The organism is Sphingomonas sp. Leaf208 (assembly GCF_001421415.1).
In the GTDB taxonomy this organism is placed as follows: Bacteria; Pseudomonadota; Alphaproteobacteria; order Sphingomonadales; family Sphingomonadaceae; genus Sphingomonas.
In genome coordinates this window covers 85,863-99,038 of record NZ_LMKH01000037.1, presented here as the reverse complement: position 1 = coordinate 99,038, position 13,176 = coordinate 85,863, and the positions used below count along the sequence as shown (strand labels likewise).

Annotated in this window: 16 protein-coding genes and 1 other RNA gene; 11 read left to right on the top strand and 6 right to left on the bottom strand. The window is 66.0% G+C overall.

The window, feature by feature from the left end:
• The first annotated feature begins 204 nt into the window (after positions 1-204).
• Positions 205-867, top strand: coding sequence for an HAD-IA family hydrolase (locus ASE69_RS19905; RefSeq protein WP_056490589.1), 663 nt, complete (start codon positions 205-207; stop codon positions 865-867).
• An 18-nt stretch (positions 868-885) separates the two neighbouring features.
• Here the strand turns inward: ASE69_RS19905 and ASE69_RS19900 are convergent, their stop codons facing one another.
• The 5 genes from ASE69_RS19900 to ASE69_RS19880 all read right to left on the bottom strand — a co-directional run bounded on the left by ASE69_RS19900 (position 886) and on the right by ASE69_RS19880 (position 5,289).
• A complete protein-coding gene (locus ASE69_RS19900) occupies positions 886-1,071 on the bottom strand; it encodes a hypothetical protein (protein WP_056490586.1) in 186 nt (61 codons plus the stop codon).
• 70 nt (positions 1,072-1,141) lie between these two features.
• Positions 1,142-2,146, bottom strand: coding sequence for an alpha/beta hydrolase (locus ASE69_RS19895; protein ID WP_056490583.1), 1,005 nt, complete (start codon positions 2,144-2,146; stop codon positions 1,142-1,144).
• 74 nt (positions 2,147-2,220) lie between these two features.
• Complete coding sequence (locus tag ASE69_RS19890) at positions 2,221-2,646, bottom strand: MAPEG family protein (RefSeq protein WP_056490579.1); 426 nt, start codon at positions 2,644-2,646, stop codon at positions 2,221-2,223.
• Positions 2,647-2,843: 197 nt separating this feature from the next.
• Positions 2,844-3,905, bottom strand: coding sequence for a 1,9-bis(guanidino)-5-aza-nonane synthase (locus tag ASE69_RS19885; RefSeq protein ID WP_056490577.1), 1,062 nt, complete (start codon positions 3,903-3,905; stop codon positions 2,844-2,846).
• Between the two features lie 148 nt (positions 3,906-4,053).
• On the bottom strand, positions 4,054-5,289 hold the full coding sequence (locus tag ASE69_RS19880) for a type III PLP-dependent enzyme (protein ID WP_056490574.1): 1,236 nt from the start codon (positions 5,287-5,289) through the stop codon (positions 4,054-4,056).
• Positions 5,290-5,426: 137 nt separating this feature from the next.
• Between ASE69_RS19880 and ASE69_RS19875 the strand changes: the two genes are divergently transcribed.
• A complete protein-coding gene (locus ASE69_RS19875; protein ID WP_200924210.1) occupies positions 5,427-6,389 on the top strand; it encodes a threonine/serine dehydratase in 963 nt (320 codons plus the stop codon).
• Positions 6,386-6,565 carry a hypothetical protein gene (locus ASE69_RS19870; RefSeq protein ID WP_056490568.1) on the top strand — a complete coding sequence of 60 codons (180 nt, stop codon included), beginning with the start codon at positions 6,386-6,388 and terminating at the stop codon, positions 6,563-6,565. The genes ASE69_RS19875 and ASE69_RS19870 overlap by 4 nt, the downstream gene beginning before the upstream one ends.
• Before the next feature lie 145 nt (positions 6,566-6,710).
• Here the strand turns inward: ASE69_RS19870 and ASE69_RS19865 are convergent, their stop codons facing one another.
• A complete protein-coding gene (locus ASE69_RS19865; protein WP_056490565.1) occupies positions 6,711-7,367 on the bottom strand; it encodes an alpha/beta hydrolase in 657 nt (218 codons plus the stop codon).
• An 81-nt stretch (positions 7,368-7,448) separates the two neighbouring features.
• On the opposite strand from ASE69_RS19865, the gene ASE69_RS19860 reads away from it, so the two are divergent.
• The 8 genes from ASE69_RS19860 to ASE69_RS19830 all read left to right on the top strand — a co-directional run bounded on the left by ASE69_RS19860 (position 7,449) and on the right by ASE69_RS19830 (position 13,169).
• The gene (locus ASE69_RS19860; protein WP_268795514.1) at positions 7,449-8,492 is read left to right on the top strand and encodes a cysteine desulfurase family protein; all 1,044 of its coding nucleotides are present in this window, start codon (positions 7,449-7,451) and stop codon (positions 8,490-8,492) included.
• The gene (locus ASE69_RS19855; protein ID WP_056490562.1) at positions 8,489-9,574 is read left to right on the top strand and encodes a cysteine desulfurase family protein; all 1,086 of its coding nucleotides are present in this window, start codon (positions 8,489-8,491) and stop codon (positions 9,572-9,574) included. The genes ASE69_RS19860 and ASE69_RS19855 overlap by 4 nt, the downstream gene beginning before the upstream one ends.
• Positions 9,571-9,876, top strand: a complete 306-nt coding sequence (locus ASE69_RS19850) for a 2Fe-2S iron-sulfur cluster-binding protein (RefSeq protein WP_056490740.1) — start codon at positions 9,571-9,573, stop codon at positions 9,874-9,876. Before ASE69_RS19855 ends, ASE69_RS19850 begins: the two co-directional genes overlap by 4 nt.
• Before the next feature lie 112 nt (positions 9,877-9,988).
• Complete coding sequence (locus tag ASE69_RS19845; RefSeq protein ID WP_056490558.1) at positions 9,989-10,330, top strand: hypothetical protein; 342 nt, start codon at positions 9,989-9,991, stop codon at positions 10,328-10,330.
• 81 nt (positions 10,331-10,411) lie between these two features.
• The gene (locus ASE69_RS19840) at positions 10,412-10,651 is read left to right on the top strand and encodes a hypothetical protein (RefSeq protein ID WP_056490555.1); all 240 of its coding nucleotides are present in this window, start codon (positions 10,412-10,414) and stop codon (positions 10,649-10,651) included.
• Between the two features lie 68 nt (positions 10,652-10,719).
• An RNA gene (gene ffs, locus ASE69_RS21600) (signal recognition particle sRNA small type) lies at positions 10,720-10,815 on the top strand.
• Positions 10,816-11,154: 339 nt separating this feature from the next.
• Positions 11,155-12,849, top strand: a complete 1,695-nt coding sequence (locus ASE69_RS19835; protein WP_056490735.1) for a DNA polymerase III subunit gamma/tau — start codon at positions 11,155-11,157, stop codon at positions 12,847-12,849.
• Complete coding sequence (locus tag ASE69_RS19830; RefSeq protein ID WP_056490553.1) at positions 12,846-13,169, top strand: YbaB/EbfC family nucleoid-associated protein; 324 nt, start codon at positions 12,846-12,848, stop codon at positions 13,167-13,169. Before ASE69_RS19835 ends, ASE69_RS19830 begins: the two co-directional genes overlap by 4 nt.
• Positions 13,170-13,176: the final 7 nt, after the last annotated feature.

Here is a 13,176-nt window from a genome sequence, read left to right as displayed (position 1 = left end):
GTGTGGTAGGTTTTTGCTGCCGTCACTGCCCAAACTGCCACCACCCCGGCGAAGGCCGGGGCCCAATTGGGGAACGGTTCGGATTGAGGGCAGTGCGCCGGTACCTCGGACATGCCAATTGGGCCCCGGCCTTCTCCAAGGTGGTGCAGTGCGCCGAACCAAATCGCCTTGCCCAACCTACAAAACCCCATCACGAGCACCCGAATGACTCTCCCGACCCGCAGCTACGCCGCATTCTTGTTCGACATGGACGGCACGATCCTCACATCGATCGCATCCGCCGAGCGAACCTGGACGAAGTGGGCGATCGCGCACGGCCTCGACGCAGCAACGTTCGTGCCGACGATCCACGGCGTGCAATCGGTCGAGACGGTCCGGCGCCTGAACCTCCCCGGCGTCGACCCGGTCGCGGAAGCCGCCGCGATCACTGCGGCCGAAATGCTCGACGTCGGCGATATCGAACCGATCGCCGGTGCCGCCGCATTCTTGGCTAGCTTGCCCCCGGAGCGCTGGACGATCGTCACGTCTGCCCCTCGAGCGCTAGCCGAAGTCCGCCTCAAGGCTGCTGGGCTGCCGATCCCCGCGACGATGATTGCCGCGGACGACATCCCCAACGGCAAGCCCGCACCCGACTGTTTCCTGGTCGCAGCCGAACGACTCGGCGTCTCGGCGAGCGATTGCCTGGTGTTCGAGGATGCCCCTGCCGGCATCACGGCTGGCGAGGCAGCGGGTGCGGATGTCCTGGTGATCACGGCGACTCATGGAACGACCCACCGGCTCGATACGCTACATCCGCGGATAGACGATTACCTGGGCGTGACCGCCACGATCACCTCAGACGGTCGACTTGCGGTTACGTCTCGCTGACCGGCACCAACGATCGGCTCAATCCGCATCACCAGATCGCTGCGCCCGCGCGATCAGTTCGTCGAGCGCTGCCTCGTTCAGCCGACCCGCTGTCTGCAACGCCGCTTCGGGGGTCATCGCGATGACCGCCCCGTCCGGCCCGTCGATCACGACCTCGCCATTTTCATGGAAGACGTCGCGGGGTTCGGCATGCGGACTAGTCATCGCGCTCTCCTGATCTTTCAGGACAAACGTTGGTGAGGACGGATAGGTCCGTTATGCTGACCCACCGTCGTCAGCCAGCGACCAGTTCGCCCATCCACCGATCGAACAATTGCGGCCACAACGACCCAGGCGACCGAGGCGACAGGCGCGTGCCGAAGCCGTGCCCGCCATGCTGGAGGAAATGCGCTTCGGCGGGGATGCCGGCGCGGCGGGCGGCGGCAAGCGTATCGACGCTGTTGGCGACCGGGACCGTGTTGTCGTCCTCGGCATGCACGAGGAACAGTGGCGGGTCGCCAGCCTTCAACTGTCGGTCGATCGCATAGCGCGCCTGGACCGCAGGCAGCGGATCGGCACCGAGCAGATTCGCGCGTGATCCGCCGTGACTACGACCAGGATCCATGTTCGAGACCGCGTACATGAGCCCCGCCCAGGCGGGACGCGCAGAGTGCCGGTCGGCGGCATCGACCGGACGATACGCCTTGAACTCGTGCAGGACCGCCACGGACCCGGCAAGATGTCCGCCCGCCGAGAAACCAAGCACGCCGAGCTTCTCCGCCCTGATCCCGTAGGCGCGCGCATTGGCACGGATCAGCCGTATCGCGCGCTGCGCGTCGGCAAGCGGGACGTCGGCGCGGTCCGCCCAGCCTTCGCCGGGCAGGCGGTAGCTAAGGACGAACGCGGTGATCCCGAAGCCGTTCAGGACGCGCGCGACGTCGATGCCCTCGTTGCGCAGCGAGGTAATCGAATAGCCCCCGCCGGGCACGATCAGCACGGCGCGACCGTCTGGACGCGCAGGCCGGAACACGCCGACCTCGGGTCGCACAACGCCGCGCATCTGGAAATCGCGATACCCATCGGGGTAGCGCGGCATGCGCGGCTGCGGCACCGGCAGGGGGTTCGGCGCGCCTGGTGGAATACCTGGCCATAGCGCGAACCGTTCTGCGGGCGGCCACATCGGCAGGTCCGTCGCGCGAGACTGAGCGGCAGTGAACTGCGCACCGCTCCGCGCGAATGCAGGAAGCGCCAGCCCGGCGGCGAGGGGGAGGGTGAGCAGCGAACGGCGATCGAAGGTCATGGCCAAATCCTAGACGATCGGATTGCGTTCGGGGAGGGGCGGGCGCCGCGATCGCCGATTATTCGCGGGCTTTCTCAAAACACGGCGAGCGCAGCATGCAGTGTGAGCGCGACCAGCATCAGGCTCGACAGCGTGAAGAAGAGAAAGCGGGCCCTGACGCGGTTGCTGGTTGCCTGGACAACGCTGTGGGCGATCCGCAGCCCGACATAGGCCCAGGCGATCCAGGCATTGACGCCGTTGCCCGTGCCGCTGAGCGCGAGAACGGCGCAAACAGCGTAGAACAGCGTCGGCTGCTCCATCAGATGATTGTAGTTGTGCGCCTTCCATTGCACCTGCGGGGGCAGGGATCGATCCGCGTCGGACGCCTTGGTGCCGACGAGCTTGGCCATGTCGACGCCGGCCGCTTTCATTGCCGGCAACCGCGTCGCGAGCGTCCAGCCCAGCATCACGAGCGTCCACGCGATCAGCACGACCATCGGTCGCAGGATCTCGCTATGCATGAAAAAGCCTCCCCCGGTTATCCGGGAGAGGCTGCCTCAATTGCCCGGAAGGGGCAACGGTATCTCTAATCCTCCCCCGCTAGGGGGAGGTGGCGCGAAGCGGCGGAGGGGGAGGCGGCGATTACGTCGGCTCCGTGTCCTCCCCCTCCGTCAGGCGAGCGCCTGCCACCTCCCCCTTGCGGGGGAGGATCGTAGATTCAGGCCTTGTCGAAGCTTGCGCCCCACTTGCGGACCGGACGGTCCTTCCACAGACCACGATGATAGGCATCCGACGCCAGCAGTGGCATAACCGAACCCGCTTCGGCGAACACCATCTGCTCGATCCCCGTGTTCACCTTGCCCCACGAAGCCGCTTCCTGCAGCGTCGACGACGAGCACGCACCGTCGCGAACGTCCGCCACCGTGATCTGCACCGCATACTTGTGCACCTGGACGTCGTCGTGGCCGAGGATCTCGGCGCAGACGACGGTGTCCTGGATGAAGTTCTTCGGCACGCCGCCGCCGATCATCAGCAGGCCCGTGGTGCCCGCCTTGATCTTGATCTCGGTGAGCTCGCGGAAGTCGGCGATCGCGTCGAGGACCATGTACGGCTTGCCTGCCTTCACCGCGTCGACCTGGTGCTTGACCAGACCGAAGCCCGCCGAGCTGTCGACGAACGCCGGGCAGAAGATCGGCACGTCATGCTCATAGGCGAGCTTGACGAGGCTGTTCTCCTTCTTGCCGTGCTCGACGAGATACTTGCCCATCTCGCGGATGAACTCGCGGCTCGAATACGGACGCGGCTCGAGCGTCTCGGCGATCTCGAAGATCGTGTGGTCGACGTGCTGGAGCTCTTCCTCGTCGATATAGGTGTCGTAGATCCGATCGATCATCAGCGAGCGCAGCACGTCGTCGTGCGGCACTTCGAGCGCCTGGTAATGCTTGTGGCCGAGGCCCTCGAAGAAATCCATGTCGACGATCGTCGCGCCGGTCGCGACGATGCCGTCGATCATGTTGTTGCGCAGCAGCTCGGCATACAGGTCCATGCAACCGCCGGCGCTCGTCGAGCCTGCGATCACGAGGAAGATCGTGCAGTCCTTGTCGGCCAGCATCTGGTTGTAGATGTCGGTCGCACGGCCGAGGTCGCGGCTGGTGAACGACATCTTCTTCATCGCGTCGACGATCGGCCGCGCGTCGAAGCTGGTGATGTCGATATGCTCGACGGTGGTCGAGAGGAGTTCCGCCTTGCGCTGCGCGTCGATGCGGGTGTCTTCGGTCATAACATGCTCCATAAATCCCCCTTCCGCTTGCGGGAGGGGTTAGGGGAGGGACTGAAATATCCGCGAACGCCACGCTCGCGGACAAGCCCTCCCCCGACCCCTCCCGTAAACGGGAGGGGAGGAAGAAGGGCGCGGTACTAAAGCTTGGTTACAGCTTGACGACGTTCGACGCGAGGTCCTGGAACCGCTCGTCATACAGCGAGACCATCGGCTCGTCGGTGACGATCACCGTCTCGTCCGATCCGAACCCGTTGAACGCGGTCCGCATCGCCGAGCCGTAGGCGCCGAGCATGCCGATCTCGATGTAATCGCCGGCCTTCGTATCCGCGGGCAGCATGAACGGGCCGACCATGTAATCCATGTCGTCGCACGTCGGACCATAGAAGCTGAACTCCATGTCCTTCGCACGGCTGTCCGGCTCGCGAAGCAGCTCGGTCGGGAAGCGCCAGCCGATATGCGCCGCATCGAACAGCGCGCCATACGCGCCGTCGTTGATGTACAGCTCGGTCCCGCGACGCTTTTCGACACGCACGATGATCGACGAATATTCCGCGCACAGCGCCCGGCCCGGCTCGCACCACAGTTCGGACGAATAGCTGACAGGCAGCGATTCGAACGCACGGTGGATCGTCTCGAAGAAGTGCTCGAGCGGCGGGGGCTCCATGCCGGGATACGAGGACGGGAAGCCGCCGCCGACGTCGATGACGTCGACCGTGACCGCCGCTTCGACGATCGCCGCACGAACGCGTTCCATCGCGTTCGAATACGCCTCCGGGGTCATCGCCTGCGAACCGACATGGAAGCAGATGCCGAGCGCGTCCGCTGCCTGGCGCGCCGCGAACAGCAGCTCCTTGGCTTCATGCGGGGCCGCACCGAACTTCGACGCGAGGCTCAGCTTCGAATGCTCCGACGACACGCGCAGACGGACGCAGAGTGTCAAATCGGCGGCGGCTTTCGTAGCGCGAACGACCTTGTCCAGCTCTTCCAGGCTGTCGAGGCTGAAGGTTCGGACGCCGTGCGTGAAATACGCCTCGGCGATCGCTTCCTCGGCCTTGACCGGGTGCATGAAGCACAGCGTAGCCTCGGGAAGCGTCCGTGCGACCAGGCGCACTTCGGCGATCGACGCCACGTCGTAATGAGTGATGCCATTGTCCCACAGGATCTGCAGGAGTTCGGGTGACGGGTTCGCCTTCACCGCATACATCGAGCGGCCCGGGAACTTCTCGACGAAAAACCGAGCGGCGCGCGCAGCAGCGTGCGGACGAACGAGCGTGACCGGATTGACCGGACGCCCTTTAGCGATGTCGATGCCGCTCCCGATGTGGGAGGTGTCGGCGGTCGAATGGGCTTTCGCTAACCCCAGCGCGATATGATGCTTGACCAATTCAAGGGACCTCCAATGTCCTGAGACAAATTACAAAAACACTGCCTTGCGGTTGGAAGTCCCATGGGGCAGCGGAAGCGCGATCTAGGGTTACGCGCCCCCCATGTAAATAGCGTTTGGCGGATAGGAGACGGTGTGTGACGATTTTGCGACAACCGACGCGAGCGGGTGTGCGGGATGCCGCGGAAAAGATCGCCCGCATCCTCCCGCCGACGCCATTGTTCGTCAGCGAAATCAAGGGCGTACCGGTCGCTTTCAAGGCCGAGTCGTTGCAACCAGTCGGCGCGTTCAAGATTCGCGGCGCGTGGCATCGGCTCACCGCATTGGACGAGGCGACGCGACAAAAAGGCGTCGTCGCATTCTCCTCGGGCAATCACGCGCAGGGCGTGGCCTGGGCGGCGAAACGGCTCGGGATCGCAGCGACGATCGTGATGCCGTCGGACGCACCGCGACTGAAGCGCGAGTCAACGCTGGCGTTGGGCGCGGAGGTGGTGACCTACGATCGCGCCACGGAAAGCCGCGAGACGATCGCCGCAGGGCTGGCCGAAGCGCGCGGCGCGACGCTGGTGCCGAGCTTCGACGACCCGTGGATCATCGAGGGGCAAGGTAGCGCCGGGATAGAAGCAGCCGCACAGATGGCGGCGCTAGGCATGGGCGTGCCAAGCCGTGTCGTCATCCCCTGCGGGGGCGGCGGCCTGTCGGCAGGCATCGCGCTGGCCTTGAAGGACAGCGCGATCACCGTCGTCGAGCCCGAAGGCTGGGACGACATGCGCCGTTCCCTGGAGGCATCGTGGATCGAACCGGTCGGCCCCAACCCGCCGCCGACCGCCTGCGACTCGCTCCAGACCTTGCGCGTATCGCCGCTGACCTTCGATGTCCTCTCCCGCCGCGATGCGACTGGCGTGGCGGTCAGCGAAACGGAAATCGCCGCAGCACAACGATGGGCGGCCGAGAAACTGCGGCTGGTGATCGAACCCGGCGGCGCAGTCGGTTTGGCGGCCGTGCTTTCGGGGAGGGTAACGCTCGAACCCGGCCTGCTCGTCATCCTGTCCGGCGGCAACGTCGACCTAGCCGCGTATGCCAAGGCAATAGCCGCATGAACCCCGCACTGACCTCGATCGCCGCAGCAGCGCCTGCCATAGCAATGCTGGGCATGTTCGCCTGCCTGATCGGCGGCATCGCGCTGATCGCCAAAAAGCGCGACACGAAGAAGGGCATATTGATGCTGATAATGGCCGCAGTCCTGCTAGCCAACGTAGCAATCTGGACACTCTAACTCCCTCGCCCCTGCGGGGAGAGGGAAGGGGCCCGCCGCGCTTGCGGTGGGAAGGGAGAGGGGAGTTGGCGAGCGCTCGCCCATCCCAACTCCCCCTCATCAAACGCTGGTGCGCCACCTTCTCCCCGAGGGGAAAAGGCTAACCTCACCGGATAGGCGAGTTCGGGTCCAACCGCATGTCGAGGTACTTGTCGACCGACCCCATCAACTCCGACATCTCATGCTCGAAGAAATGGTTGGCCTTCGGGATCGTGTCGTGATGGATCGTGATGTGCTTCTGAGTGCGCAGCTTATCGACCAGCTTCTGCGTAGCCCCAGGCGTAGCAACCTCGTCGGCCTCACCCTGGATGATGATCCCGCTCGACGGGCACGGCGCGAGGAACGTGAAGTCGTACAGGTTCGCCGGCGGTGCCACGGAAATGAACCCACGGATCTCCGGCCGGCGCATCAGCAGCTGCATGCCGATCCACGCACCGAAGCTGACGCCCGCGATCCAGGTCGTCTGCGCTTCGGGGTGGAAGCTCTGCACCCAGTCGAGCGCGCTCGCCGCATCGCTCAGCTCGCCGACGCCGTTGTCGAACACGCCCTGGCTCTTGCCGACGCCGCGGAAGTTGAACCGCAGCGTCGCAAACCCGCGCCGCTGGAAGGTCTTGTAGAGTTGCTGCACGATCGCGTTGTTCATCGTGCCACCGGCCGACGGATGCGGGTGCAGGATCATCGCGACGGGTGCGCGCGGACGTGGTCCCGGCGCAAAACGACCTTCGAGACGGCCTTCGGGACCGGGGAAAATGACTTCTGGCATAGGCACTCGCGAGCTGGGATACGCACTCGGGTGGAGTGCCGGAATATGAACGCTATATAGGGTTCGAGCCCCTTTTCGCAATTGGAACCGACCCTGGCCCGTAACGACTCGCGTATCTACCTCGATCACGCCGCCACCACGCCGATGCGCCCCGAGGCGATCGCGGCGGTGATGGAAGGCATGGCGCGCTGGGCGAACCCCTCATCGCCGCATGTCGAGGGGCGGGCGGCACGGGCTGCGCTGGAGGGCGCGCGGAAGCGGATCGCGCAGGCGCTGGACTGGCCGCATCACGTGATCCTCACCAGCGGCGCGAGCGAGTCCGCAGCGCTGGCGCTGCGTGGCCGCCCGGGTGTCGCGGTGGCGGCGGTCGAGCATGATGCGGTCCTCCGCGCGGCCGAACAGCCGGTGATGCTGGAGGTCGATGCCGGCGGTACCGTCACGAACGGGGAGGGAACCCAGACGATCGCACTCCAGTCCGCCAACAGCGAAACAGGTGTTCTCCAGGATCGCCCCACCGGTCTCTGGATAGCCGATTGCTCCCAAACCGCCGGCAAGCTCCCGCTCCCCGAAGCCGACCTTATCATCGTCTCCGCACACAAGCTCGGCGGCCCTCCCGGCATCGGCGCGCTGCTGGTCCGCGATCTCGGGATGCTCGACCCGACCGGCGGGCAGGAGCGTGGCTACCGTGGCGGCACCGAGAACCTCCCCGGCGCGCTCGGGTTCGCCGCTGCGCTCGATGCACCTCGAGACTGGTTCGCCAACATGGCTGACCTTCGCGCCAAACTCGACGAAGCCATCCTCGCGAGCGGCGGCGAGATCGTCGCGCAAAACTCCCCCCGCATCCCCACGATCGCCTCCTACCGCATGCCCGGCGTCAGTTCCGCCGCCCAGCTGATCCGACTCGACATGGCCGGCTTCGCCGTCTCCGCCGGCAGTGCCTGCTCGTCGGGCAGCATGCGCCCGAGCCACGTCCTCGCGGCAATGGGCTACTCCGCCGAAGCCGCCGCCGAAGTCGTCCGCGTCAGCTTCGGCTGGACCACGACACCCGAAGATGTCGCGAAGTTCGCCGACGCCTGGACGCGGATCGCCCAGGACATAAAGCGCCCTGCGAGACTGGGGGCATGACCTACCTCGACTATCAGGCGACCACCCCGCTGGCGCCAGAAGCGCTCGCGGCAATGCTCCCCTGGCTCGAATCACAGCACGCCAACCCGCATTCCCCGCACCGCGAAGGCCGCCGCGCCAAAGCGGCGGTTGAAGTCGCGCGCGATCAGGTTGCGGCGCTGCTCCCTCCGGGCGGTCGCGTCGCGTTCACCAGCGGCGCAACCGAAGCGCTCAACTGGGCGATCAAGGGCACGCCCGGCCCGATCGTCACGCTCGCCACCGAACACGCGGCCGTCCTCGATACGGTCGCAGCGGAAGCGGCGAGGGGGCGCCAAGTCACGGTCCTCCCGGTCAACCAAGACGGCATGGTCGACCTCGACCAAGCCCGCGCCGCGATCCGCCCCGGAACCGGGCTCGTCGCCGCGATGCTCGTCAACAACGAGATCGGCGTCATCCAGCCGATCGCTGCGCTCGCCGAGATCGCCCACGCAGCCGGCGCGCCGATGCTCTGCGACACGGTGCAAGGCTATGGCCGCGTGCCCGTTCCCGACACCGTCGACCTCATCGCGATCTCGGCGCACAAGATCCACGGCCCCAAGGGCATCGGCGCACTCTGGATCCGCGACGGCGTCGAACTCGCGCCACTGATGCACGGCGGCGGGCAGGAAGCCCCCGGCCGCTCGGGCACGCTGTCACCCGCACTCTGCGCAGGCTTCGGCGCCGCCGCACAACTCATGGCGGATCGCAAAGACCAGGACGCTGCACACATCGACCGCCTCTGGTCGCTCGCGCTCGACCGCCTAGGCCCCGGCTGGATTATCAACGGCTCGACCGAACATCGCTACCACGGCAACCTCAACGTCCGCCGCGCAAACCTCGACGTGAACCGCCTGATGTCCGACCTGCGCGACATCGCCTTCTCCGCCGGGTCCGCCTGCGCCAGCGGGTCTGGCCGCTCCAGCCACGTCCTCCGCGCGATCGGCCTCACCGAAGCGCAGGCGCGCTCCAGCATCCGCCTCGGCTTCGGCCGCTACACCGCCGAAACCGAACTCCGCGACGCGATCGATGCGATCGCCTCTGCAGCCGAGGCGCAATGGCCATGATCGTCCGCTTCATCGCCCGCGACGGCACCGTCAGCACCGCTGCGGCCAACCCCGGCGATCGCCTGCTCGACGTGGCGCAAGCCGACAACCAGCCGCTCGAAGGCACCTGCGAAGGCCAACTCGCGTGCGCGACCTGCCACGTCATCGTCGATGCCGCCGACTTCCTCAAACTGCCGCCAGCGAGCGAGGACGAGGAGGACATGCTCGATCTCGCACACAATGCGACGCGCACCAGCCGTCTCGCCTGCCAGATCCACCTGACCGACGCTCTCGACGGCTTGACCGTCCGCATCCCAGAATAAACGACAGCAAAGCTTACAGGAAGACAACGGCCGGTTCAGGGAACGTGCACGGCCGGGAGCGGATTATCCCTTCATCGCCTCAATGTACGAGGTCTTGAGAGGAGTACCGGACATGAAGATCATCGCAATGTTCGCCGCTGGCGCTCTGGCCGCGGGAACCCTGTTTGCGTCCGCCCCCGCCGATGCGCAGCGCCACGGCTGGGACGGCCCCCGCCGCGGTGGCGACTGGCACGGCGACCGCGGATGGCATGGCAATCGCGGCTGGCACGGTGACCGCGGCTGGCGCGGCAGGGATCGCGGCTATCGTGGCTATGCCGGCGGGTATCGTGGCGACTACGGCTATCGTGGCGGCGGCTACGGCTATCGCGGACCTCGCGGATACGGCCGCTCGCGCGTCGTCTGCCGGATAGAGCGTGGCTATTACGGCCCGGTTCGTCGCTGCTTCCGCCGCTAGTACGGAACCGTAACGAACCCCTTTAGTTTGATAACATAGGTTGCCGGGGTCGGGAGGCCCCGCACCCAAAAGGAGAGTATTATGAAGTTGTTCACCATCGCCGCCGCCGGTCTCGTCGCACTCACCGGCCTCGCCCCCGTCGGCATCGCGGCCGAAGCCTCGGCGCAGCGTACCGTTGTCCATGAGCGCACCGTCGTTCGCCACGACGATCGCCGTCCCGGTTATCGCCGCCACGTCGTCAGCACGCGCCAGGTCTGCCGCAACGTCTATCGCAACCATCACCGCCAGCGCGTCTGCCGCACGGTGCGCTACAACCGTTGAGCCGGGGCGCTGAACCCGCTTCAAGCTAAAGCGGCTTGATCATCCCGCCCGACCCCGCCATATGCGCCGCGGGAGTCGGGCGGACGTGGTCGTCGCCAACTTGGTCAGATCCGGAAGGAAGCAGCCACAACGACTAAGCCACGGGTCGTCCCGGCTCCCACCGCGAACGTTTGCAAGCAAACGCGAGCGCGGCCAGCGGTGCAGAGCACCGACTGACGATGCGGCTTAGCCGCAGCGCACTTCTAAACTTCCTCGCTAACCAATCACCCAAGCGCAATCGGGCCCAAACCACGCCCGATGTTCCCGCAACGTTCCAAACAATTATCCTACGCCGCAGTGTTGTGGCATAAGCCGCGCATGACCGGCACTGCCCACATAACAGGTTCCGAAAAGCCACTCGCCAGCCTCCGGGCACGTCGAAGTGCACACTCTTCCCAGCGTGTGAACTTTGTGAACTTCCGACCCCTTCGACAGCACGCGCAGCACCCGCTATGACGACCGCAATGTCAGATTCCTTCGACCTGGGCGAACCCCCGCAGCCGGCTAAAACACCGGATGCCCCCGCCTACCGCGTGCTCGCGCGCAAATACCGTCCGCAGACCTTTTCCGAGCTGATCGGGCAGAACGCGATGGTCCAGACGCTCGGCAACGCGATCAAGCGCGACCGGCTCGCCCACGCCTTCCTGATGACCGGCGTCCGCGGCGTCGGGAAAACGTCGACCGCCCGCCTGATCGCGAAGGCGCTCAACTGCATCGGCCCCGACGGCGACGGCGGCCCGACGATCGACCCCTGCGGCGTCTGCGAACCCTGCCGAGCGATCGCCGAGGGCCGCCATATCGACGTGATCGAGATGGACGCAGCCAGCCATACCGGTGTCGACGACGTCCGCGAGATCATCGACGCGTCGCGCTATTCGGCGGTCACCGCGCGCTTCAAGATCTACATCATCGACGAAGTCCACATGCTGTCGAAGAACGCGTTCAACGCGCTGCTGAAGACGCTGGAAGAGCCGCCTCCGCATGTAAAATTCCTGTTCGCAACCACCGAAGTAAACAAGGTCCCGGTGACGGTGCTCTCGCGCTGCCAACGCTTCGACCTGCGCCGCATCTCCGCCGAACAGCTTTCGAAGCATTTCGCGTGGGTTTCCGAGCAAGAAGGCGTCGTCGCCGATTCCGAAGCGCTGATGCTAATCGCGCGCGCTGCGGAAGGCTCCGCGCGCGACGGTCTGTCGATCCTCGACCAAGCGATCGCGCATGCCGGGCTCGAAGGCGGCGGCGTGACCGCGGATGCGGTTCGCCAGATGCTCGGCCTGTCGGATCGCGGCGCGGTGCGCGACCTGCTGACGCTGATCCTCGCTGGCGACGGGGCAGGGGCACTCGCCTCGATGCGCCGCCAATATGACTACGGCGTCGACCCGCTGTCGGTGCTGCGCTCGCTGCTCGAAACCGTCCACGGCATCACGCTGACCAAGGTCGGCACGCCGGCGGACGCCGCGCAGCCGATGGAGGAGCGCGCGGCACGCGAGGAATGGGCGGCATCGCTCGGCTATCCCGCGTTGCACCGCCTGTGGCAGCTGTTCCTCAAGGGGCATGACGAGGTCGCCAAGGCAGCGCTGCCGATCGAGGCCGCGGAGATGGCGCTGTTGCGGGCGATCTACGCCTCGACGCTGCCCGACCCCGGCGAGCTTGCCCGCCAGATCGCCAGCGGTGCGGCTCCTTCGGTCGCATCAACGGCGGCGCCGCCACCTACACCCCCTTCCGGCGAAGCGCCGCCCTGGAACGCTGGATCCGCTGCGAAGGCGCCCGAACCGGTCGCGACCGGCCCGATCCTGCCGCCGACGTTCGAAGCGCTGGTCGATCTGCTCGACGAGTCGGGCGGCCTAGCGATCGCCGCACGCCTTCGTCACGGCGCGCGTATCGTAAGCTATGCGCCGCCCGAATTCGTCCTCAGCGGCAGTCGCCCTGTCTCGGCCGACACGCTCGCCGAACTCAACACGTTGTTGAAGAGCGTGACGCGGACCGCGTGGAAAGTGTCGATCGTCGACGCCCCCGGCGCGCCGACGCTGCGCGAGGCGCAGGACGCCGCCGACGCGGCGGTGCGGCAAGCCATTCTCGAATCCCCCATCATGAAGGCCGCGGTGGCAGCGTTTCCCGACGCCCAGCTCGAATCGTGGCCAGGTCAAAGGAGCAACGCATGAAGAATATCGATGAAATCCTCGCGATGGCGCAGAACGTCCAGAGCGAAATGGAAAAGGCGCAGGCCAATCTCGACACGATCGAGGTCGAGGGCGCGTCCGGCGGCGGGCTCGTCAAAATCAAGGCCTCCGCTAAAGGCCGGATCATCAACATCGCAATCGACGATTCGCTGATGCAGGTGAGCGAGAAGCAGATGCTCGAGGACCTTCTCGCCGCCGCATTCAACGACGCACGCGCCAAGGCTGATGCGGTGTCGGGCAGCGAGATGTCGAAAATGACGAGCGGCCTGCAGCTTCCGCCTGGGTTCAAGCTGCCGTTCTGATACCTGC

Coding starts and splice junctions, on each gene's coding strand:
- ASE69_RS19905 (WP_056490589.1), top strand. CDS start 205: ATGACTCTCCCGACCCGCAGCTACGCCGCATTCTTGTTCGACATGGAC.
- ASE69_RS19900 (WP_056490586.1), bottom strand. CDS start 1,071: ATGACTAGTCCGCATGCCGAACCCCGCGACGTCTTCCATGAAAATGGC.
- ASE69_RS19895 (WP_056490583.1), bottom strand. CDS start 2,146: ATGACCTTCGATCGCCGTTCGCTGCTCACCCTCCCCCTCGCCGCCGGG.
- ASE69_RS19890 (WP_056490579.1), bottom strand. CDS start 2,646: ATGCATAGCGAGATCCTGCGACCGATGGTCGTGCTGATCGCGTGGACG.
- ASE69_RS19885 (WP_056490577.1), bottom strand. CDS start 3,905: ATGACCGAAGACACCCGCATCGACGCGCAGCGCAAGGCGGAACTCCTC.
- ASE69_RS19870 (WP_056490568.1), top strand. CDS start 6,386: ATGAACCCCGCACTGACCTCGATCGCCGCAGCAGCGCCTGCCATAGCA.
- ASE69_RS19865 (WP_056490565.1), bottom strand. CDS start 7,367: ATGCCAGAAGTCATTTTCCCCGGTCCCGAAGGCCGTCTCGAAGGTCGT.
- ASE69_RS19855 (WP_056490562.1), top strand. CDS start 8,489: ATGACCTACCTCGACTATCAGGCGACCACCCCGCTGGCGCCAGAAGCG.
- ASE69_RS19850 (WP_056490740.1), top strand. CDS start 9,571: ATGATCGTCCGCTTCATCGCCCGCGACGGCACCGTCAGCACCGCTGCG.
- ASE69_RS19845 (WP_056490558.1), top strand. CDS start 9,989: ATGAAGATCATCGCAATGTTCGCCGCTGGCGCTCTGGCCGCGGGAACC.
- ASE69_RS19840 (WP_056490555.1), top strand. CDS start 10,412: ATGAAGTTGTTCACCATCGCCGCCGCCGGTCTCGTCGCACTCACCGGC.
- ASE69_RS19835 (WP_056490735.1), top strand. CDS start 11,155: ATGTCAGATTCCTTCGACCTGGGCGAACCCCCGCAGCCGGCTAAAACA.
- ASE69_RS19830 (WP_056490553.1), top strand. CDS start 12,846: ATGAAGAATATCGATGAAATCCTCGCGATGGCGCAGAACGTCCAGAGC.